General features: G+C 70.0%; 22 protein-coding genes. 5 read left to right on the forward strand and 17 right to left on the reverse strand.

The annotated features are described in order from the left end of the window. The 10 genes from panD to ftsH all read right to left on the reverse strand — a co-directional run bounded on the left by panD (position 1) and on the right by ftsH (position 8,978). Positions 1-417, reverse strand: a complete 417-nt coding sequence (gene panD, locus K6T84_RS13735; protein ID WP_225397425.1) for an aspartate 1-decarboxylase — start codon at positions 415-417, stop codon at positions 1-3. Next, positions 417-1,316 carry a pantoate--beta-alanine ligase gene (gene panC, locus K6T84_RS13740; RefSeq protein ID WP_224863157.1) on the reverse strand — a complete coding sequence of 300 codons (900 nt, stop codon included), beginning with the start codon at positions 1,314-1,316 and terminating at the stop codon, positions 417-419. The genes panD and panC overlap by 1 nt, the downstream gene beginning before the upstream one ends. After that, complete coding sequence (locus K6T84_RS13745) at positions 1,313-2,206, reverse strand: Rossmann-like and DUF2520 domain-containing protein (RefSeq protein WP_224863159.1); 894 nt, start codon at positions 2,204-2,206, stop codon at positions 1,313-1,315. The genes panC and K6T84_RS13745 overlap by 4 nt, the downstream gene beginning before the upstream one ends. A 125-nt stretch (positions 2,207-2,331) precedes the next feature. Continuing rightward, positions 2,332-3,750 carry a DUF6779 domain-containing protein gene (locus K6T84_RS13750; RefSeq protein ID WP_225400818.1) on the reverse strand — a complete coding sequence of 473 codons (1,419 nt, stop codon included), beginning with the start codon at positions 3,748-3,750 and terminating at the stop codon, positions 2,332-2,334. A 105-nt stretch (positions 3,751-3,855) separates the two neighbouring features. Further along, positions 3,856-4,341: a DUF3180 domain-containing protein gene (locus K6T84_RS13755; protein ID WP_224863163.1), complete on the reverse strand. Its 486-nt coding sequence runs from the start codon at positions 4,339-4,341 to the stop codon at positions 3,856-3,858. After that, positions 4,341-4,871, reverse strand: a complete 531-nt coding sequence (folK, locus tag K6T84_RS13760; RefSeq protein WP_224863166.1) for a 2-amino-4-hydroxy-6-hydroxymethyldihydropteridine diphosphokinase — start codon at positions 4,869-4,871, stop codon at positions 4,341-4,343. The genes K6T84_RS13755 and folK overlap by 1 nt, the downstream gene beginning before the upstream one ends. After that, complete coding sequence (gene folB / locus K6T84_RS13765; protein ID WP_224863168.1) at positions 4,868-5,257, reverse strand: dihydroneopterin aldolase; 390 nt, start codon at positions 5,255-5,257, stop codon at positions 4,868-4,870. Before folB ends, folK begins: the two co-directional genes overlap by 4 nt. Further along, positions 5,250-6,086 carry a dihydropteroate synthase gene (gene folP / locus K6T84_RS13770; RefSeq protein ID WP_224863170.1) on the reverse strand — a complete coding sequence of 279 codons (837 nt, stop codon included), beginning with the start codon at positions 6,084-6,086 and terminating at the stop codon, positions 5,250-5,252. Before folP ends, folB begins: the two co-directional genes overlap by 8 nt. Further along, on the reverse strand, positions 6,083-6,670 hold the full coding sequence (gene folE, locus K6T84_RS13775; RefSeq protein ID WP_224866012.1) for a GTP cyclohydrolase I FolE: 588 nt from the start codon (positions 6,668-6,670) through the stop codon (positions 6,083-6,085). Before folE ends, folP begins: the two co-directional genes overlap by 4 nt. A 7-nt stretch (positions 6,671-6,677) precedes the next feature. Beyond that, positions 6,678-8,978: an ATP-dependent zinc metalloprotease FtsH gene (ftsH, locus tag K6T84_RS13780; protein ID WP_224863172.1), complete on the reverse strand. Its 2,301-nt coding sequence runs from the start codon at positions 8,976-8,978 to the stop codon at positions 6,678-6,680. A 98-nt stretch (positions 8,979-9,076) separates the two neighbouring features. Between ftsH and K6T84_RS13785 the strand changes: the two genes are divergently transcribed. Together K6T84_RS13785 and K6T84_RS13790 are read left to right on the forward strand one after the other, a co-directional pair. Further along, positions 9,077-10,048 (forward strand): alpha/beta fold hydrolase, encoded by a 972-nt coding sequence (locus K6T84_RS13785; RefSeq protein WP_224863174.1) that lies wholly within the window; start codon positions 9,077-9,079, stop codon positions 10,046-10,048. Beyond that, positions 10,045-11,229, forward strand: a complete 1,185-nt coding sequence (locus K6T84_RS13790; protein ID WP_224863176.1) for an LLM class flavin-dependent oxidoreductase — start codon at positions 10,045-10,047, stop codon at positions 11,227-11,229. The genes K6T84_RS13785 and K6T84_RS13790 overlap by 4 nt, the downstream gene beginning before the upstream one ends. A gap of 7 nt (positions 11,230-11,236) precedes the next feature. Here K6T84_RS13790 and K6T84_RS13795 read toward each other — a convergent pair whose 3' ends face one another. Continuing rightward, positions 11,237-12,091, reverse strand: a complete 855-nt coding sequence (locus K6T84_RS13795; protein ID WP_224863178.1) for an SCO6745 family protein — start codon at positions 12,089-12,091, stop codon at positions 11,237-11,239. Positions 12,092-12,154: 63 nt separating this feature from the next. On the opposite strand from K6T84_RS13795, the gene K6T84_RS13800 reads away from it, so the two are divergent. After that, positions 12,155-12,901, forward strand: a complete 747-nt coding sequence (locus K6T84_RS13800) for an SIMPL domain-containing protein (RefSeq protein WP_224863180.1) — start codon at positions 12,155-12,157, stop codon at positions 12,899-12,901. A gap of 5 nt (positions 12,902-12,906) precedes the next feature. On the opposite strand, the gene hpt is transcribed toward K6T84_RS13800, so the two are convergent. From hpt to dacB, 4 genes are all read right to left on the reverse strand, one after another. Beyond that, complete coding sequence (gene hpt, locus K6T84_RS13805) at positions 12,907-13,539, reverse strand: hypoxanthine phosphoribosyltransferase (RefSeq protein ID WP_224863181.1); 633 nt, start codon at positions 13,537-13,539, stop codon at positions 12,907-12,909. 85 nt (positions 13,540-13,624) lie between these two features. Beyond that, on the reverse strand, positions 13,625-14,581 hold the full coding sequence (gene tilS / locus K6T84_RS13810; RefSeq protein ID WP_224863183.1) for a tRNA lysidine(34) synthetase TilS: 957 nt from the start codon (positions 14,579-14,581) through the stop codon (positions 13,625-13,627). Continuing rightward, positions 14,560-15,597: an Rv3626c family coenzyme F420 biosynthesis-associated protein gene (locus tag K6T84_RS13815; RefSeq protein WP_224863185.1), complete on the reverse strand. Its 1,038-nt coding sequence runs from the start codon at positions 15,595-15,597 to the stop codon at positions 14,560-14,562. Before K6T84_RS13815 ends, tilS begins: the two co-directional genes overlap by 22 nt. Beyond that, positions 15,594-16,970 carry a D-alanyl-D-alanine carboxypeptidase/D-alanyl-D-alanine endopeptidase gene (gene dacB, locus K6T84_RS13820; protein ID WP_224863187.1) on the reverse strand — a complete coding sequence of 459 codons (1,377 nt, stop codon included), beginning with the start codon at positions 16,968-16,970 and terminating at the stop codon, positions 15,594-15,596. Before dacB ends, K6T84_RS13815 begins: the two co-directional genes overlap by 4 nt. A 78-nt stretch (positions 16,971-17,048) precedes the next feature. On the opposite strand from dacB, the gene K6T84_RS13825 reads away from it, so the two are divergent. Then, positions 17,049-17,537, forward strand: coding sequence for an inorganic diphosphatase (locus K6T84_RS13825; RefSeq protein WP_224863189.1), 489 nt, complete (start codon positions 17,049-17,051; stop codon positions 17,535-17,537). On the opposite strand, the gene K6T84_RS13830 is transcribed toward K6T84_RS13825, so the two are convergent. Continuing rightward, on the reverse strand, positions 17,531-18,217 hold the full coding sequence (locus K6T84_RS13830; RefSeq protein ID WP_225400819.1) for a TetR/AcrR family transcriptional regulator: 687 nt from the start codon (positions 18,215-18,217) through the stop codon (positions 17,531-17,533). The two genes, K6T84_RS13825 and K6T84_RS13830, sit on opposite strands and share 7 nt — an antisense overlap. A gap of 68 nt (positions 18,218-18,285) precedes the next feature. Here K6T84_RS13830 and K6T84_RS13835 point away from each other — a divergent pair, with 68 nt between their 5' ends. After that, the gene (locus tag K6T84_RS13835) at positions 18,286-18,720 is read left to right on the forward strand and encodes a nitroreductase family deazaflavin-dependent oxidoreductase (RefSeq protein ID WP_224866014.1); all 435 of its coding nucleotides are present in this window, start codon (positions 18,286-18,288) and stop codon (positions 18,718-18,720) included. Here K6T84_RS13835 and K6T84_RS13840 read toward each other — a convergent pair. Further along, positions 18,709-19,701, reverse strand: a complete 993-nt coding sequence (locus K6T84_RS13840; protein WP_225400820.1) for a TerC/Alx family metal homeostasis membrane protein — start codon at positions 19,699-19,701, stop codon at positions 18,709-18,711. The two genes, K6T84_RS13835 and K6T84_RS13840, sit on opposite strands and share 12 nt — an antisense overlap. Between the last annotated feature and the right edge of the window lie 15 nt (positions 19,702-19,716).

The raw sequence follows: 19,716 nt of genomic DNA on the forward strand, positions 1-19,716 counted from the left end.
CTACCGCACGCTTCGCGGTGACAGCAGCTCAGCAGCGGTGTCGGGCACGAACGCCGGGTCGGTGCCTAGGTCGACCTGCTTATTGTCGGCGTCGACGAACACGATGCGGGGCTGGTAGCGGCGCGCCTCGGCATCGTCCATGCTGCCGTAGGCGATCAGGATCACCAGGTCACCGGGGTGCACCAGATGTGCTGCGGCACCGTTGATCCCGATGATCCCGGTGCCCCGGTCCCCGGTGATGGCGTAGGTGACCAGCCGGTTGCCGTTGTCGATGTCGACGATGGTCACCTGCTCGCCCTCGATCAGGTCGGCGGCTTCCATCAGGTCGGCGTCGATGGTCACCGAGCCGACGTAGTGCAGGTCGGCCTGAGTGACCGTGGCACGGTGGATCTTCGACTTGAGCATCGTCCGAAACATCAATTCCTCCGGGTTGATTCGTCGGGAACTCCGAGTGTGATGGCCGCGTTGTCGAGCAGCCGGGTCGCGCCGACGCGGGCGGCGACCAGCAGGCGGCCGGGCCCGTCGGCGGGCGCCGGCTCCAGGCCGGGGCCTCGCACCTGCAGGTAGTCGACCTCAACCGCGGGGGACGCGTCCAGTACCGCGGTGGCGGCCTCGATCACCGCGGCGGCCCCGGCCGGTGCGGCGTGCTCACCGGCGGCCAGCGCCGCCGACAGCACGGTCGCGGCCTCGCGTTGCGCGTCATCGAGGTAGCGGTTGCGCGATGACATCGCCAGCCCGTCGGATTCGCGCACGGTGGGAACGCCCACCACGGTCACGTTCAGGTTGAGGTCGTCGACCATCTGGCGCACCAGCACCAGCTGCTGGTAGTCCTTCTCGCCGAAGAACACCCGGTCGGGATGCACGATCGAGAGCAGTTTGCACACCACGGTGAGCATTCCCGCGAAATGCGTTGGGCGCGCAGCACCTTCGAGATCAGAGCCGAGCGGTCCGGGGTGCACCATGGTCCGCTGACCGCACCCGTACATCGCCGCGGCAGTCGGCGTGAAAGCAACATCGACACCGGCGTCGCGCAGCAACGCCAGGTCGTCGTCGAGGGTGCGCGGGTAGGCGTCGAGGTCCTCGCCGGCACCGAACTGCAGGGGATTGACGAAGATCGACACCACCACCACCGCGCCGGGCACCTTGCGGGCGGCGCGGATCAGCGACAGGTGCCCGTCGTGCAGGGCGCCCATGGTGGGCACCAGCATCACCCGGCGGCCGGTGGATCGCAGCGCGCGAGAGACCCGGGTGATCTCCTCGGGCCTTGCGTAGACGTTGAGCCCACCGGGGGTGAACTTAGGCGCATCGGGCTTCACCGGGCCAGCACCGTCAATACGTCGTCGGCGGCACCGGCGCGGTGTGCGGTGCGCAGCGCATTGCTGCGGTAAGCCTCGGCCAGATCCGGGTCGACGCCGGCCAGCGCTTGCAGGTGCCGGGCCAGGGTGGCCGAATCTCCGCGGGCCACCGGGCCGGTGAGCGCAGCGTGCCCATCGCGCAGGGTATTGGCCAGCGCGGCAGCCACCAGCGGCCCCAGCACCCGCTCGGCGATGCCGTCCGGGTCCTCGATTCCCAGGCTGGTCGGCAGCGCCGCCCGCAACGCCGTCAGCGCGTCGTCGATCACGGTGACCACGTGGTTTCCGCCGTGGCAGAGCGCCGCGTGGTAGCGGGTGCGGGCGGATTCGTCGACGCGGAACGGCTCGCCGCCGATCTCGCAGGTCAGCGCTTCGGCGATGGTGTAGCCGATCTCGTCGGCGGCGGTGATGCCGAAGCAGCTCTCCGACAGCCGGGCGATGTCTTCGTCGGAGCCGGTGAACGTCATCGCCGGGTGGATGGCCAGCGGGAGGCAGCCCTGCTCGGTCAGCGGCGCCAGCACGCCGATACCCGCGGCACCGGAGGTGTGCACGACGATGGTTCCGGCGCGTACCGCACCGGTGGCCGCCAGGCCGCAGACGATGCCGGCCAGTTCGGTGTCCGGCACGGCCAGCAGCAACAGTTCGGAGTCGCCGGCGACGTCGGGGGCCGGTCGCACGACGGTGTCGGGCAGCCGCCGACGAGCGCGCTCCCGCGATTCCTCGGAGATGGCACTGCACGCCACCACCACATGCTCGGCGCGCTCCAACGCGACGCCAAGCGCGGTGCCGACGCGGCCGGCTGAGACGACGCCCACCTTGAGCCGGGCGGGCCGCAACCCGTCGAACTGCGCCATGCAGACGACCTCACAGGTTCTCTTGGTTTCGTTCCAGTCCCGCGTTGCGGGTACCGGACGGTCGCCGGAGAGTCTATCCCGATCAACCCGGGTCCGGCGAGTGACGTTGATCGCAGGTAGGCGAGTCAGTCCTCGCGGCGGCGCCGCCGGCGGCCCTCGCCGGGTACGGTCTGCAGCCGGGCCAGCAACTCGGCGACCGACTGACCGCCGGTGCTGGGCTCGCCATCGGTGACCGCCTCGGCACCGGTGGAATGCCGCGCCGACGCGGGCGGGGGGCTGGCGAGTCGGGGCGCGGGAACGGGTTCGGGGGCCGGCTCCGCTACGGGCGCCGGTGTGGGCTCGGGTGCGGCGTGGCTGCCGGGCGACTCGACCGACTCGGCCGAGTGCCGGGATTCGGCCCGACGGCGACCGCCCGTCCCTTCCGCTGCAGACGGACCCGAGTGACGACCGTGCCGCGACGGGGTCTCGGCGTCCGGTTCTTTGGCGCCGTGCCGACCGGAGTCCCCGTGCCGACTGGACTCCACCGGTGTGGCCGAGGACCAATTGCTGCCCGGCGTGCCAGGTGGAAGCCACTCCCCTTCCGCGCCAACGGGTTTCCAGGACGGCTCCGACTTGGGCGCTGGCGCGGCAGTCGGTGTGGGCACCGGCGCTGCCGGTGCGGCCCACGGCTGCGGCGGTGGCGGCTGCTGCGGCGGTGGCGGCGGCGGTTCGGGCTCGCGGTGCTGCTCCGGGGCGACGAACGGTTGCGCCGGTTGTGCCCAGCGGCCTGCGTTGGGTTGCGGCTGTTGAGGATGCGGCGGTTTCTGGGAGGGCATCTGAGGCTCGTCCGCAGCCCGGTGATGCGCCCCTCGCGGTGTCGGTGGCTGCTGGGGCGGCTGGTGGGGCTGGGGTGTTGAGGGCATCGGGATCGCCCCGGTCGGTATCCGCACTTCCGGAACGTCGATGATCGGGTGCTCGGACGTCTTGGTGACCGCGTCCTCGGGGTAGAACGACGCGGTGGCCGGCGCCGGTCGGGCACCGGTGACCGCCTCGGAGCCGGTGCGCGCCCAGTCGCTGTAGGCGCGAATGGTCGTGCGCCCAGAAGACTCGGTCTCCAGCGCCGGCCGGTGACTCAGGTCGGCGTCGAAGAGGATCTCCAGATTCGTCCGCAACGCCGACAATTCGGTCCGCAACGCCGCAACCTCGTCGGCGGCCTGGGCCCGCAACTCCGACGCCAGTTCGCGGCGCAGTTGCGACTCCACCGTCAGCTCATACTCCCGGCGCGCCGAGATCTCACGGTCGAGCTGCAGGTCGTAGACCAGCTTGAGATCACGCGCCCGGGCCTGGTCCACATCGCTTTGCCGTCGATAGATCACCGACACGAACGCGGAGGCGACCGCCGCCCACAGTGCCACGATGACCGCGAGCTTGAGCAGCTCCACCCGACTGGTGAACACCAGTGCCGAACTCGCCGCGATCGCGAGTATCAGCAACGCGGTCAACAACGTCCAGCCCGGCCTGCGACCACCACGCCGACCCGGGGCGCGGGACAGGACCGAATTCATCTGCGCCGCCCCACCTCGTCGCTTCGTCGCGTCACGCCACCGGCCCGCATTGCCCGACTGTACCTGGACAAAGTCAATCCGCGTGTCGCCTGACTCCGGCGATTCTCACCCGGTTTGATTTCCGTTCACCGGCCCCGAGGTGCCGGAATCCTCGGGGGACTTGCAACAGTTCTGCAGCCACAGCGCGGCCGCGAGCAAAGCCAGCGCGCTGGCCGCGGCGACCACAGCACCGCCGGTGTCCTCGGCGGCGACACGTAGCACGGACCGCTGCCGCAGCAGGAAGCACAGCACCCCGGCCCAGAAACCCAGCACCAGCGCCCCCACCCAGGCCGACGCCTTGGCGACCACCACGGTGCGCGCAACTGCCAGCGGATGCAGCCGCCCCGGCCCGTAGCCGATGTCGCCGTCGTCGATCCTGGTCCGCACGTAGCGGCCCCAGCCGACCTCGGCGACCGCTGCCACCAGCAGCGAAATCCCGGTCCAGACGGTGATCGGCGGGAACCATCGATACACCTGCTCGACCGCCAGGTAGCTGATCACGGCCACCACGGCCGCGGCGGCGGCGACGTCGCGGCCGCGAGTCGGGCCCATCAGCGGTCACCGGCCGGGTGCAGCACCAGCTCGGTCAGCCGCAGCGAGTCGCGGTCGGCGGGTTCCAGCTCGGCCAGCAGACCGGCCACCGGGCATCGTCGTCCCGCCACCGTCAGTTCGGCGTCCGGCTCGATCTGCAGCCACGGCACCATCACGAACGCGCGCAGGTGCGCCAGCGGATGCGGCAGGGTCAGCGTGCTGTCCCGGGACAGCAGTTCCGGTTCGCCGGGCTCGCGGCAGCTGATCACGTCGATGTCCAGGGTGCGCGGGCCCCAGCGTTCGCCGCGCACCCGGTCGGCCGCCTGCTCGAGTTCGTGGGCCCGGCGCAGCCAGCCGGGACCGTCGGTGGCGGAATCTTCGACGACCAGTGCCGCGTTGAGGAAGCGGCCCTGATCGACCACGCCCCAGGCCTCGGTCTCATACACCGGCGACACCGCGCGCACCGCCGCTCCGAAGCCGTCGACCGCGGACTGCAGCCGGGCCAGCCGGTCGCCGAGATTGGAGCCGATGGACAGCACCGCTTGCGTCATGCCGGGATCACCGTGCCGCGCCGGTCACGCCGGGAGCGCCGCGCCACCACCGCGACGTCGTCGAAGGTGAGCGGGATCGGGGCGTGTGGTTTGTGCAGCGTGACCTCCACGGCCTGCACCCGGTCATCGGCCATCACCTCCTCGGCGATCTCGGCGGCGACGGTCTCGATGAGATCGCGTGCCGGGCCGGCGATGATGTCCGCGGCACGCTGGGCCAGCACCCCGTAGTCATAGGTGTCGGCCAGAGCGTCGCTGGCGGCGGCCGGTGCCAGATCCATCCAGACGGTGATGTCGACGACGAAGTCCTGGCCGTCGGCCCGCTCGTGGCCGAAGACGCCGTGGTTGCCACGAACCTTCAAGCCGCGCAACTCGATCCGGTCAGTCATCGCTGACGCCTCCTTGACTCCAAGCCTCCAGGACCCGCAATGCGTCGACCGAGGCCCGCACGTCGTGCACGCGCACACCCCAGGCGCCGTGCAATCCGGCCAGCGCCGAGATCACCGCGGTGGCGGTCTCGCGCTCGGCCGGGGGCCGGGGCGCGCCGTCGGCCCCGGACAGCAGCGTACCGAGGAACCGCTTGCGGGAGGCCCCGACAAGCACCGGAATGCCGGTGCCCACCAGTTGCGGCAGCGCGTGTAGCAGGGTCCAATTGTGTTGCGCTGTCTTGGCAAAACCCAGACCGGGATCGAGAATCAGGTTCGCCGGGTCCACTCCGGCGGCCACCGCGGCGTCGACGGCGGCCAGCAGGTCCGCCCGGACCTCGGTGGCGACGTCGCGGTAGTCGGGTACCCGATGCGGGTCCCCGGGATCCACCGGCCGCCAGTGCATCAGCACCCACCGGGCACCCGAGGAGGCCAGCAGTGGCGCCATCGCCGGGTCGGCCCGGCCGCCGGAGACGTCATTGACGATCCGGGCGCCGCAGTCCAGCGCAGCCCGGGCCACGTCGGCGTTCATCGTGTCGATGCTGACAGTTATCCCTTGGGCAGCAAGGGCTTTGACGACCGGAACCACCCGCTGGGCTTCGGCCTGCGGATCGACACGCACGGCACCGGGCCGGGTCGACTCACCGCCGACATCGATGATCGCCGCGCCCGCCGCCGCCAGTGCCGCACCGTGCTCGACGGCACGATCAGCGCTGAGATAACTCCCGCCATCGGAGAACGAGTCGGCGGTGACGTTGACCACCCCGACGATCTGGACGCGGGTCGGGCTCACCTGCGCCGAATGAGTTCCAGGGCTTCGGCGCGCGATGCGCTGTCGGTTTTGAACTGGCCCCGAACCGCCGAAGTCGTGGTGACCGCACCGGGTTTGCGCACCCCGCGCATCGCCATGCACAGGTGCTCGGCCTCGACCACCACGATCACTCCGCGCGGGTTGAGTTTGCGCATCAGGGCGTCGGCGACCTGCGCGGTCAGCCGCTCCTGCACCTGCGGCCGCTTGGCGTACATGTCGACGACCCGCGCCAGTTTGGACAGACCGGTGATCCGGCCGTCGTAGCCGGGGATGTAGCCGACGTGCGCGACACCGTGGAATGCCACCAGGTGGTGCTCACAGGTCGAGTACATCGGGATGTCTTTGACGATCACCAGTTCTTCGTGCTGTTCGTCGAACGTCGTCTCCAGCACGGTGTCCGGGTCGGTGTAGAGCCCGGCGAACATCTCCCGGTAGGCCCGGGCGACCCGCGCCGGGGTGTCGAGCAGGCCCGGCCGATCCGGATTCTCGCCGACGGCGAACAGCAGCTCACGCACGGCGGCCTCGGCGCGCGCCTGATCGAAGACCGTCGACGTCGGCGTCGACATCACGTTCTCAGTCACCGGAGGGCTTCTCCGGTTCACCGGACGGGCCGGGGTAGGGCTGCGGCTGATACGGCGGATAGTGCTGGGCGGGCGGGTAACCACTGGGCGGCCAGTGCTGCGGCGGATACCAGTAACCGCCCTGCTGCGGTGGCTGCTGCTGTGGCGGCTGCTGTGGCGGCGGCCAGCCGGGTGCATGCCAGCCCGCCGGGGCACCGTAGTCGGGGCCGGGCGCAGCGCCGTTGCCGCCCCCGTTGGGCGAGCCGTTGGCCTGAGTCGACACCGCGTCACGAGAGGCCTGGGCGATGGCGGCCTTGAACGCCGGCTCGGGCTGCTGCTGCGGCCAGGGCTCACCGCGCTCGATGGCCAGCTCGCCGGGGGTCTTGATCGGCGGCTTGTCGGACGGCACCCGGCCACCGAAGTCGTCGAACGCGGTCAGTCGAGGACGCTTGGTCACCTCTCCGAAGATCCTCTCCAGGTCGGCGCGGTGCAGCGTCTCCTTCTCCAGCAGTTCGCCCGCCAGCACGTCGAGGACGTCGCGGTACTCGGTGAGGATCTCCCAGGCCTCGGTGTGCGCGGCCTCGATCAGCTTGCGCACTTCGTCGTCGATGTCGCGGGCCACCTCGTGGGAGTAGTCGGGCTGGGTGCCCATCGCGCGCCCGACGAACGGATCGCCGTGGTCGCTGCCGTAGCGCACCGCACCGAGCTTGGCGCTCATGCCGTATTCGGTGACCATGGCGCGCGCCACCGCGGTGGCCTTCTCGATGTCGGAGACCGCGCCGGTGGTCGGCTCGCGGAACACCAACTCCTCGGCCGCGCGCCCACCCATCGCGAAGACCAGCTGGGCGATCATCTCCGAACGGGTGCGCAGGCCCTTGTCCTCCTCGGGCACGGCCACCGCGTGCCCGCCGGTGCGGCCGCGGGCCAGGATCGTCACCTTGTAGACCGGATCGATGTCGGGCATCGCCCACGCCGCCAGGGTGTGGCCGCCCTCGTGATAGGCGGTGATCTTCTTCTCGTGCTCGCTGATGATCCGGCCCTTGCGCCGGGGCCCGCCGATCACCCGGTCGACGGCCTCTTCCAGCGCGGCAGCGGTGATCACGGTGCCGTTCTCCCGCGCGGTGAGCAGCGCCGCCTCGTTGATGACGTTGGCCAGATCCGCACCGGACATACCGACGGTGCGCTTGGCCAGCCCGTCCAGGTCGGCGTCCGGCCCGATCGGCTTGCCGGCCGAATGCACCCGCAGCACGGCGCGACGGCCGGCGATGTCGGGGTTGGTGACCGGGATCTGGCGATCGAAACGACCGGGCCGCAGCAGCGCCGGGTCGAGGATGTCCGGCCGGTTGGTGGCCGCGATGAGGATGACCCCGGCTCGCTCACCGAAGCCGTCCATCTCCACCAGCAGCTGGTTGAGCGTCTGCTCGCGCTCGTCGTGGCCGCCGCCCATTCCGGCGCCGCGCTGCCGGCCCACGGCGTCGATCTCGTCGACGAAGATGATGCACGGACTGTTCTGTTTGGCCTGTTCGAACAGGTCGCGCACCCGGGAGGCGCCGACCCCGACGAACATCTCGACGAAGTCCGAGCCGGAGATGGTGAAGAACGGCACCCCGGCCTCACCGGCCACCGCACGGGCCAGCAACGTCTTACCGGTGCCGGGCGGACCGTAGAGCAGCACGCCCTTGGGGATCTTGGCGCCCAGCGCCTGGTACCGGCTGGGGTTCTGCAGGAAGTCCTTGATCTCGTAGAGCTCCTCGACCGCCTCGTCGACGCCGGCGACGTCGGCGAAGGTGGTCTTGGGCATGTCCTTGCCGAGTTGCTTGGCCTTGGACTTGCCCATCCCGAATCCCATTCGGGCGCCGCCCTGCATCCGGGAGAACATCACGAACAGCCCGATCAGCAGCAGCATCGGCAGCATGTAGATCAGCAGTGAACCGAGCACGCTGCCCTGGTTGACGACGGTGTTGATCTCGGCTTTCTTGCTCATCAGCGCGGTGTAGAGCGGTACGGCGTACCCGGTCGGGTACTTGGTGATCAGCTTGTCGACCTGCTCGGACTTCTCCGCCCGGCCGGACTTCGACGCACCGGAGGACACGTCCACGCTGGTGATCGGATCCTTCAGGGTCAGCCGCAGCTGCTGTTCCCGGTCGTCGATCTGGGCGCTTTTGACGTTGCCCTGGTGGATCTGGGACACCGCGACGGAGGTGTCGACGGGCTTGTATCCGCGGGTGTCGTCACTGAAATAGAAGAAGGACCAGCCGAGCAGCAGGACCACTGCGATCGCGGTGATGGTGCGGATGACGTTTTTGCGATTCATCAGACATCGGCCGTTAGCGGCCAAATCCTTCCAATACATGCAGCTGGGCAAGTTCAGGTTACCGTCCACCCTCGACAGCGGGTGGATTCGGTGAGACGGTGGCCACCGTGACCCAGCGTCTTGTGGAAACCAACGGCGTGACCCTGCGGGTCACCGAGGCCGGTGAACGCAACGGGCCCAGTGCTCCGGTCGTCCTGTTGGCACACGGATTCCCGGAGCTGGCCTACTCGTGGCGGCATCAGATCCCGGTGCTGGCCGACGCCGGCTTCCATGTGCTGGCCCCCGATCAGCGGGGCTACGGCGGTTCGTCGCGGCCGGAGGACATCGCCGCCTACGACATCCACGCGCTGACCGGGGATCTGGTCGGCCTGCTCGACGACGTCGGGGCCGACCGTGCCATCTGGATCGGCCACGACTGGGGAGCGCCGGTGGTGTGGAACGCCGCTCTGCTGCACCCCGACCGGGTGGCAGCGGTCGCGGCACTGAGCGTGCCCCCGACACCGCGGCCTCAGCAGCGGCCGACCCAGGCGTGGCGGCAGCTGTTCGGCGACAACTTCTTCTACATCCTGTACTTCCAGCAGCCAGGTGTCGCCGACGCCGAACTCGACGCAGACCCGGCCCGCACCATGCGCCGCATGCTGGGCAGCCTGAGCCCCACCGACAAGGCCGCGGCGCTGCGGATGGTGGCCCCCGGACCGGAGGGCTTCATCGATCGGCTGGCCGAGCCCGACCGGCTGCCGGGCTGGATCAGCCAGGCAGAGGTGGACCACTACGTCGACACCTTCGCCCGGACCGGCTTCACCGGGGGACTGAACTGGTATCGCAACTTCGACCGCAACTGGGAGACCACCGCGCACCTGGCCGGTGCGACCATCGATGTGCCGGCGTTGTTCATTGCCGGAACCGCCGATCCGGTGCTGTCGTTCACCCGCCGCGATCGGGCCACCGAGGTGGCAGGAGGGCCGTACCGCGAAGTGCTCATCGAAGGAGCGGGTCATTGGCTGCAACAGGAACGTCCCGACGAGGTGAACGCGGAACTGCTGGAGTTCCTCAGCGGGGTTCGGCTGTGAAGCCGCTGCGGTTCGGGGTGTTCATCACCCCGTTCCACGCGTTGGGCCAATCACCCACCGTCGCACTGGAATACGACCTGGAACGGGTCGTCGCGCTGGATCGGCTCGGGTTCGACGAGGCCTGGTTCGGCGAACACCACTCCGGAGGGTACGAGCTGATCGCCTGCCCCGAGGTGTTCATCGCGGCGGCCGCCGAGCGCACCAAGCACATCCGGCTGGGCACCGGGGTGGTCTCGCTGCCCTATCACCACCCGCTGATGGTGGCCGACCGCTGGGTGCTGCTGGATCATCTGACCCGGGGCCGGGTGATGTTCGGCGCCGGCCCGGGTGCACTGCCCACCGACGCCCACATGATGGGTATCGATCCGGTCGAGCAGCGCCGGATGATGCAGGAGTCCTTGGAGGCGATCCTGGCGCTGTTCCGGGCCGAACCGGGTGAACTCGTCACCCGGTACTCGGATTGGTTCACCCTGCGTGATGCGGCGCTGCACATCCGACCCTACACCTGGCCGTATCCGGAGATCTCCTGCGCGGCAATGGTTTCCCCGTCCGGCCCACGACTGGCCGGCGCGCTGGGCACATCGCTGCTGTCGCTGTCGATGTCGGTGCCCGGCGGTTTCGCCGCGGTGGAGACGGCTTGGGAGGTGGTGCGCGATCAGGCCGCCAAGGCCGGGCGTGACGAACCGGACCGGGGCGACTGGCGGGTGCTGAGCATCATGCACGTCGCCGACACCCGCGAGCAGGCGATCGCCGACTGCACCTACGGCCTGCAGGATTTCGCGAACTATTTCGGGGCGGCCGGATTCGTCCCCTTGGCCAGCGAAGTCGAAGGCTCACCGCAGACGCCCGCCGAGTTCGTGGAGGCCTACGCCGCCGCCGGCAGCGCCTGCATCGGCACCCCCGACGACGCGATCGCCCACATCGCCGACCTGCTCGAGCGCTCCGGCGGGTTCGGCACCCTGCTGTTCCTGGGCCACGACTGGGCCTCGCCGGAGGCCACCTATCACAGCTATGAACTGTTGGCCCGCAAGGTTATTCCGCACTTCAAGGGTCAGCTCACCGCGCCCCGGGCATCACACGAATGGGCCAGGGGAATGCGCGACACGCTCTTCGGCCGCGCCGGTCAGGCGATCCAGAACGTCATCGTCGAGCACATCTCAGAGCAGGACCGCAAACCGTAGTGCCGGCTCAGGGCTTGGGGAACGCGCCGGCGTCGTAGAGCTGTTGCGACCATCCGCCCACCAGCTCGACCAGTTCAACCAGGTCGTCGCCGAGGTTGGCCACGATCGGGGCACAGACCGTGTCGGTGGCCACCTCGATCGCCTCGCGGGCGGCCTGTCCGGCCTCGGTGATCACGCCGCCGCGCGCCAGGCCCCGTTCGGCCAGTCGCGCCTCACCGGCGTCCAGATCCTCATCGCTGAACGCTCGGGACCGCACGTAGCTGCGTGGCGCCAGCCCCCGGTAGAGCTCGGTGAGCAAACCGATCTGTGGCCCGTCGAAACCCGCTGAGGCCCAAGCGTTCACGTGCCCGTCTCCGCGATACTCCCGCAGCTGGTCGGCCAGTTGCCAGGCCTGGGCCAGCGGGTCGTCGGGCAGCCCCTCGGCGACCAGTCCGGCGAACAGCGGCTTGCCGGCCACCGCCAGACCGTCGACGGCGCGGTGCAGCAGCACCAGCGCGCGGTCCAGGCCGTCCGGGGCGGCGCCGAGAACCCGGCGCAGCTGGGCCAGCGAGCCCTGCGCGCGGGCCGCCCGCAGGCTCGCCGCGTCGGTGAGCGTCCAGCCGTACTGGACCGCCGGCACCACGACGGCGGGGTTGAACACCCCGAACGTCGCCGCGATCACCTCGCCGGGCGCCTGGCCCAGGGCCGCACCGCGACTGCAGAAGTAGGCGGGACCATCCGGCAGCTCGACGTCACCGGACTTGCCGGGGCTGGGCCGAAACCCCAACGCGGCGTAACCGCTGTGACACTCCGGGGCGAAGTACACCTGCCCGGCGAAGGCCTCGATGGCACGGGACAGTTCTCTCGACGCTGCGGCGCTCATCCGACCAGTGTGCCGCACCGATCTTCCCCGGCGTCGCCGGTCGGCTCCGCTAGGGTGCCAGGCATGCCCACATGCAGCGCGCAGAAGCTTCTCCGCTGGTCGACGACGTTGGCTCTGGCCGGTCTGACAACCGTCGCAATAGCCGGGTGCGACTCGCAACCCGGCGGTGCCGTGGAGGCGGCCCGCCAGGTCACCGTTGTCGGCGAGGGTGAAGTGCAGGGTGTTCCGGACACGCTGACCGCCGAGGCCGGTATCGAGTTCGTCGCCGGTGACGTCACCAGTGCGATGAACCAGACCGGCGAGCGCCAGCAGGCCGTGATCGACGCCCTGATCGACGCCGGGGTAGACCGCAAGGACATCAGCACCACCCAGGTCAGCCTGCAGCCGCAGTACGGCAGCAGCCCCGAGCCGGGCGGCTCATCGAACATCACCGGCTACCGCGCAAGCAACACGATCCGGGTCAAGGTGGAGCGGGATTCTGCGTCGCAGGTGCTGGCCGTCATCGTGCGAGCCGGCGGGGACGCCACTCGGATCAACACCGTCAGCTACTCCATCGAAGACGATTCACAGCTCGTCAAGGGTGCCCGCGAGCGGGCCTTCAACGACGCCAAGGACCGCGCCGAGCAGTACGCGAACCTGTCCGGCCTGCGACTGGGCAAGGTGATCGCGATCTCCGAGGTGGCCGGGGCGACTCCGCCGCCCATGCCGGTGGGTATGCCGATGCCCCGCGCGATGGCCGCCGCGCCTCCGATGGAGCCCGGCCAGCAGACCGTGAGCTTCTCGGTGACCGCGACCTGGGAACTCGGCTAAAAGCTTCAGCCCTGATAGACCCGGGGATCCAGGGTGCCGATGTAGGGCAGGTCGCGGTAACGCTCGATGTAGTCCAGGCCGTAGCCGACCACGAAGTCGTTGGGGATGTCGAAGCCCACGTAGGTGATGTCGACGCCGAGGCCCACCGCCTCGGGCTTGCGCAGCAGCGTGCAGACCCGCAGGGACCGGGGCCGGCGGGTGGCCAGGTTGCGCAGCAGCCAGGACAGCGTCAGGCCGGAGTCCACCACGTCCTCGACGATCAGCACGTCACGGTCACTGATATCGCGGTCCAGGTCCTTGAGGATGCGCACCACTCCCGACGACGAGGTCGACGAGCCGTAGGAGCTGACCGCCATGAACTCGAACTGGGTGGGCAGTGGGATCGCCCGGGCCAGGTCGGTGACGAACAGCACCGCGCCCTTGAGCACGGTGATCAGCAGTAGGTCGCCGGCATCGTCGAGGTCGCGCCCCTCGGCATAGTCAGCGGCGATCTGCGCACCGAGTTCGGCGGTCCGAGCCCGGATCTGCTCCTCGGTCAGCAGCACCGATTTGATGTCCCCCGCGTACGACGCGGGCGTCTCCCCCGGCGAGATCGCAGCCACCAGCACAGCGTGCCATGCGCGACGGCCGACAACCAACTCCCACCGGCGGTCAGCAAGCCTCGACGCAGGAGAGGCGAAGCTGGACCGCCGAATCAACCCACCGCAAAATCACGTCCGATGCTCAGACGGGCTCCCGGCGCAGCCGCAGCAGGCCCGCGGATCGCTCGGCGAACAGCCGCTGGCCGCGCAGATCCGATCCGATCGCCACCCCGCCCTGCCCGGTCCAGGCGGTGACCAGCCGGTCCACCGCGCGGATCTGCAGGTCGGTCAGCCCCCGGCCGCCCCCGGCCAGCAGCCAGCGCCGGATCGCCGCCCGCCGCACCGGCCCGGGCAGCGCCGCCAGGGTGGCCGTGTCCGGGTCGACCGTGGCGTCGGGCAGGGCCTGATCGGCCAGCGCGTCGATCAGTTCGGTGTTCTCCCGCAACGCGGTCGCGGTGCGGGCCAGCGCCTGGGTCACCCCACCGCCGAGCACGTCCTCCAGCAGCGGCAGCACCTCGGCGCGCAGTCGCACCCGGGTGAAGCGCGGATCGTGGTTGTGCGGGTCGCGCCACGGCGTCACACCCAGCTCCGCACAGGCGGCGACGGTCAGCTCGCGTCGTACCCCCAGCAGCGGCCGGCACCACGGCGGGTCGCAGTCGCGCATCCCGGCCATCGATCGCGGACCCGAGCCGCGGCCCAGCCCGAGCAGCACCGTCTCGGCCTGATCGTCGAGGGTGTGGCCGAGCAGCACCGGGCGCTGGCCGCGGGCGGCGGCCAGGGCGGCGTAGCGTGCGGTGCGGGCCGCCGCCTCCGGGCCGCCCACACTCCCGACCTGTACCGGAATAACCTGTGCGTCAACGCATCCCAGATCCAGCGCCTGCCGGCGGGCGTTCTCGGCCACCTGCGCCGAGCCGGCCTGCAGACCGTGGTCGACGATCAGCGCCGTGGTCGGCCGCATTCCGGCCGCCACGGCGGTCAGCGCCAGCGAGTCCGGCCCGCCGGAGAGCGCCACCGTCCACGGCAGCGCCTCGGGCAACTGCTGCTGCGCGAACGCCAGCAGCGCGGCACGCAGCGCGGCTACAGCACCCGGTCGATCCACCGCTGCGGCTCTTCGATCTCGGCGGGCAGGGGCAGTGTCTGCGGGCCCGTCCACACCGCGTTGAACCGGTCCATCCCGACCCGGCCGACGACGGCGTCGACGAAGGCCTTACCGCGGGTGTACTGGCTGAGTTTCGCGTCCAGCCCAAGCAGTGCCCGCAGCAACCGCTGCAGCGGCGGCTGACTGCGCGCACGGCGCTGTTCGAACCGTTCGCGGATGGTGGCCACCGACGGCACCGCGGCGGGCCCGACGGCGTCCATCACGTGGTCGGCGTGGCCCTCCAACAGGGTCCCCAGGGTGAGCAACTGGTCCAGCGCGGTGCGTTGCGGCTCGGACTGCACCGCACGCACCAGGCCCATGATTCCCGACGGTCCGGAATCCCCCTGGCCTCCCCGCAGATACTCGGCCAGCCGGCTCACCATCTGGGTGACGTCCGGGCCGCTGTCGTTGGTCAACACCGCCAGCGTGTCCGACATGTAGCCGGCCAGCCACGGATTGACGCTGAACTGCACCCGATGGGTGACCTCGTGCAGGCACACCCACAGCCGGAAGTCGGCCGGTGTGACCCGCAGCTGTCGTTCGACGGCGACCACGTTGGGGAAGACCAGCAGCAGCTGGCCCGCCCCGCCGGTGGTATCGACACAGAACGGGTCGTACTGGCCGAGGATGCCCGAGGAGACGAACGCCAGCACCGCCCCGGTCTGCGCCCCGGCCAGGTGCCCGCTGACGAACCCGCTGGGCCGGTCGGTGCCACCGGTCATGACGCGCATCGACTCGGCGGCCGCGGCGATCCACTGGGGCCGGTCGATGACCCGGGCCTCGGGTACCGGGCCGTCAGCGCCCAGTCCTGTCGTCTCCCGCACCAGCGGCTCGGCGGCGCGGGCACACCGGTACAACTCGTCGATCACCTGGCCTCGGGTGTAGTCGGTCATCGGCGGGGCGGGGCGCGCCAGCCAGCCACCGACCGTCGCGGCGAATCCCCAGTCCACCGCCCGCCCGACGTCGAGGTCGCTCATGTGCAGCCGCAGGTCCGCAGCACCGCGGCCACCGAGTCGATCGCCGTTCGCCCGGTGGGCCCGGCGTCGTTGGCGATGAACGCGAACGTCAGCACCCGCTGGTCCCGGTCGGTGACGACGCCGGCCAGCGCGTTGGTGTGGGTCAGCGAGCCGGTCTTGGCACGCAGCCAGCCGGCCGCACCCCGGCCGGTCTTCGGGTTGAGGAAGCGCTCGGACAGCGTCCCGCTGCCCCCGGCCACCGGCAACATGTCCAGTAGCGGCCGCAGTTGCGGGTTGTCGGGTCCGGCCGCCGCCTGCACCACCGCTTCGAGCGTCCTGGCCGTCAGCCGGTCATCCTCGGACAGGCCGCTGGAGTCCATCAGGGTGGTCCCGCTCAGCGAGATGTGCTCGGTGGCCAGCCGATTGGTGATCGCGTCCACCGCGCCGGCGAAGGACCGCGGACGGCCCATCGCCGCGGCCACCTCCCGGGCGATGCATTCGGCCATCACGTTGTCGGAGGCGTTCATCATCTCGCCCAGTCGCACCCCCAGCGGCGCCGAGGAGACCGAGCCCAGTTCGCGGCCGGTCACCGAGGCGGTCGCGATGGTGACGTTCTCGGCGTCGACCCCCAGTTCCGCCGCCAGCGCCCGCCCGGCGTCCAGCGCCGGTGTCAGTGACCGGCGGGATTCGGGCGTGGTCGGCTGGATGCGGCCGCCGTCGACCATCACCGCCTCGATCGGGGCGATGTCGCCACCCTCGATGTCCAGCGGGTCCCAGCCGGGCGCCAGGCTCGGCCCGCTGAAAGCCGACACGTCGACCTGGATCTCGGTGGGCGTCACCCCGCTGCGCCGGACCTGGTCGGCCAGGTCGCCGATCCGGGCGGCGTCGCGGTACCAGGTGTCCTGTCCGACTTCGGCGCTCGACAACGTGGGGTCGCCGCCGCCGACCAGCACCACCACCCCCGGCTGGTCGCCGGAGATCACCTTGGTGGCCACCCGCGTGCTCGGGTCCAGCGCCAGCAGCGCGGCGGCCGCGGTGAGCACCTTGTTCGTGGACGCCGGTTGCATCGGTGAGTCTTCCTGCTGGGTCCACAGCGTCTTGCCGGTCAGCGCATCGGTGATCCGGCCGGTGAGCTTGCCCAGATTCGGGTCGGCCAGCGCGCCGGCCATCGCGGCCGCCAGCGCACTGACCTGCGGGATCGGTGCGTCGTCGGGTACCGGGATCACTCCGGGGTTGGCAGTCGCCACCGGTGCCGGCGGCACCGCGCGCCTACCGGCATCCGCGCTGTCCGGGAGCACAACCGCCGCCACCACCACGGCCGCGGCGGCCAGCGCCAGGACGCCGGCCGCAATGCCCAGATGAGTGCCGCTTTGTCGCCACCGATCGGGTCGCATGTCTCTCCTGACTGTCGGGGCCAATTGTGCCGGACGGGCGGGGTCCGGGCGCTGATCCGGCCCGCTTAGACTGTGCGCGTGCAATTCGACGTGACCATCGAAATCCCCAAGGGCCAGCGCAACAAGTACGAGATCGACCACGCCACCGGCAGGGTCAAGCTCGACCGGTACCTGTACACGCCGATGGGCTACCCCGCCGACTACGGCTTCATCGAGGACACCCTCGGTGAGGACGGCGACCCGCTGGACGCGATGGTGCTGCTGCCGCAGTCGGTGTTCCCCGGTGTGCTGGTGGAGGCGCGGCCGGTCGGGATGTTCCAGATGACCGACGAGGCCGGCGGCGACGCGAAGGTGCTGTGTGTGCCGGCCGGCGATCACCGCTGGGACCACATCCAGGACATCGGTGACGTGCCCGCCTATGAGCTGGACGCGATCAAACACTTCTTCGTGCACTACAAGGACCTGGAGCCCGGCAAGTTCGTGCAGGCCGCCGATTGGGTGGACCGCGCCGCGGCAGAGGCCGAGATCCAGGCGTCGATCGAGCGGTTCATGACCTCCGGTCACTGACCGGCGTCGGACAATACGTCGAGCAGCAGGCCGAGCTGCAGCTCGAACAACGCATCCGGCCGCGTCAGGGTGTCGGGGCCGTAGCCGCCGAACACGTCCAGGCTGATCGCGCCGACCAGCGCCGACCACAGCAGGAAGCATTTCGCGACGGCGGTGTCGTCGCCGGTGAAGCCGAATTCGGCACGGAGCCGGTCGAAGTCGTCCGACAACACGGTGACGTTGGTCGCGGGCGGGATGTCGCCGGCGGCGATTCCGTCGGCGACCGCTCCGAAGAACGCCGCGACGACGCGGGTGCCCGGGACGACGGTCTGTTCGGCGGGCGCGTGGTAGCCCGGGACCGGGCTGCCGTACAGCAGCGCCCAACCGGCCGGATGTGCGATCGCCCAATCCCGCACCGCATGGGCGATGGTCGCGATGTCCGCGCGCCACGTTGCGGGCTGCGCCGCCGCGCGGGCCGCCTCGGCGGCGTCGGCCAGATCGGTGTAGGCGTCGACCAGCAGCAGGGTGAGTAATTCGTCGCGGCTGGCCACGTACCGATAGACCGCCGAGGACACCATGCCCATGTCGCGGGCGACGGCCCGCAGCGACAGCCCGGCCGCCCCGTGGCTGAGCAGGTGACGGCGGCCTACCTCGATGATCTGCGCCTCGATGCGTTCCCGGGTCTCCTGCCGTTTGCCCATCGAGCCAGTATCGCAGAATTGTGAGCACTGCTCTTGTTTTTCTGGATGTGCCGTGTCACGATCTGACCATGGCGCACTACGAGCCGCCGAACACGGCGGAGAAATTGGGCAACGCCCTGATCCGCCGGCTGGCTGAGGCCGGCATCAGCATCGCCGGCACCCGCGCGCTGACCGTGCGCGGCCGCAAGTCCGGCAAGGACCGCGGTGTCGTGGTCAACCTGCTGACCGTCGACGGTGCCGACTACCTGGTGGCGCCGCGCGGCAACACCGAGTGGGTCCGCAACGTCCGCGCCGCCGGGCAGGTCCAGCTGGGACCGCGGTGGCGTCGCCGAGCGGCCCGGGCCGTCGAGCTGCCCGACGACGCCAAGCCGGAGTTGCTGCGCCGCTATCTACAGAAGTGGCACTGGCAGGTCAAGGGCTACGTGGCGGGGCTTACGCCGGACTCCACCGACGACGAACTGCGCAGCGCGGCACCGTCGTTCCCAGTCTTCTCACTGCGCTGACGGCGCATCCCGGGTCCGGTAGAGGCTGACCGCGGTGGTCAGGGCCAGCACCCCCACCACCACCGTCAGGCTGATCGGGGTGGGGATCTCCGGGACATTGACGTTGCGGCCGGAGTTGATGAACCACACGTCGTTGGTGTGTAGGGCGTGCAGCACCATCCGCACCCCGATGAATCCCAGGATCACGGCCAGTCCATGGGACAGGTAGACGAATCGGTTCAGCAGCTTGCCCAGGATGAAGTAGAGCTGGCGCAGGCCCATCAGGGCGAACACCGTTGAGGCGAAGACCAGGTAGGGCTGGCGGGTCAGCCCGTAGATGGCCGGGATGGAGTCCATCGCGAACACCAGGTCGGTGGTGCCCAATGCCAGAGCCACCAGGAACATCGGTGTGATGGCCCAGGCTCCCGAGGGCTCCCGCACGATGAGCCGAGCGCCCGCCCAACGATCTGTGACGTTGAAATGCGTGCGGGCGAAGCGCACCACGACGTTGTTGCCGCCCGAACCCCCGCCACTGGTGTCCTCCACACTGCCGTGCCGGAGCAGCTTCACTGCCGTGTAAGCCATGAATATCCCGAACAGGTAGAATGTCCACGAAAGTCGTTGCGCGGCAACGCCGCCCAATGCGATGAACACTGTACGGAACAACAGCGCCATGACGATCCCGACGAACAGCGCCTCCTGGCGATAGCGCCGGGGCACGTTGAAGCTGTTCATGATGATCACGAAGACGAACAGGTTGTCCACCGACAGGCTGTACTCGGTGAGCCAGCCGGCGAAGAACTGCATGCCGTAGCGCGCGCCGTGAAACCACCACACCCAGACACCGAATGCCACAGCAAGGCTGAGGTAGAACGACAGCCGGGTCGCGACCTCCCGGATCGACGGCTCGTGCGGCCGGCGGGCCACGATGAAAAGGTCGAATCCGAGGACCGCGGCCAGTCCCCCGACCGTCACCAGCCACTCCAACAGCGAGGGGTCCAACACCGGCCTCCGGTC

It is taken from the genome of Mycobacterium zoologicum, assembly GCF_020181635.2.
GTDB classification, from domain to species: domain Bacteria; phylum Actinomycetota; class Actinomycetes; order Mycobacteriales; family Mycobacteriaceae; genus Mycobacterium; species Mycobacterium zoologicum.

Coding starts and splice junctions, on each gene's coding strand:
- K6T84_RS13830 (WP_225400819.1), bottom strand. CDS start 18,217: ATGGGCAAACGGCAGGAGACCCGGGAACGCATCGAGGCGCAGATCATC.
- K6T84_RS13795 (WP_224863178.1), bottom strand. CDS start 12,091: ATGAGCGCCGCAGCGTCGAGAGAACTGTCCCGTGCCATCGAGGCCTTC.
- ftsH (WP_224863172.1), bottom strand. CDS start 8,978: ATGAATCGCAAAAACGTCATCCGCACCATCACCGCGATCGCAGTGGTC.
- folE (WP_224866012.1), bottom strand. CDS start 6,670: ATGTCGACGCCGACGTCGACGGTCTTCGATCAGGCGCGCGCCGAGGCC.
- K6T84_RS13815 (WP_224863185.1), bottom strand. CDS start 15,597: ATGAGCGACCTCGACGTCGGGCGGGCGGTGGACTGGGGATTCGCCGCG.
- panD (WP_225397425.1), bottom strand. CDS start 417: ATGTTTCGGACGATGCTCAAGTCGAAGATCCACCGTGCCACGGTCACT.
- K6T84_RS13835 (WP_224866014.1), top strand. CDS start 18,286: ATGGCGCACTACGAGCCGCCGAACACGGCGGAGAAATTGGGCAACGCC.
- folB (WP_224863168.1), bottom strand. CDS start 5,257: ATGACTGACCGGATCGAGTTGCGCGGCTTGAAGGTTCGTGGCAACCAC.
- dacB (WP_224863187.1), bottom strand. CDS start 16,970: ATGCGACCCGATCGGTGGCGACAAAGCGGCACTCATCTGGGCATTGCG.
- folK (WP_224863166.1), bottom strand. CDS start 4,871: ATGACGCAAGCGGTGCTGTCCATCGGCTCCAATCTCGGCGACCGGCTG.
- K6T84_RS13755 (WP_224863163.1), bottom strand. CDS start 4,341: ATGGGCCCGACTCGCGGCCGCGACGTCGCCGCCGCCGCGGCCGTGGTG.
- K6T84_RS13745 (WP_224863159.1), bottom strand. CDS start 2,206: ATGGCGCAGTTCGACGGGTTGCGGCCCGCCCGGCTCAAGGTGGGCGTC.
- K6T84_RS13750 (WP_225400818.1), bottom strand. CDS start 3,750: ATGAATTCGGTCCTGTCCCGCGCCCCGGGTCGGCGTGGTGGTCGCAGG.
- K6T84_RS13800 (WP_224863180.1), top strand. CDS start 12,155: ATGCCCACATGCAGCGCGCAGAAGCTTCTCCGCTGGTCGACGACGTTG.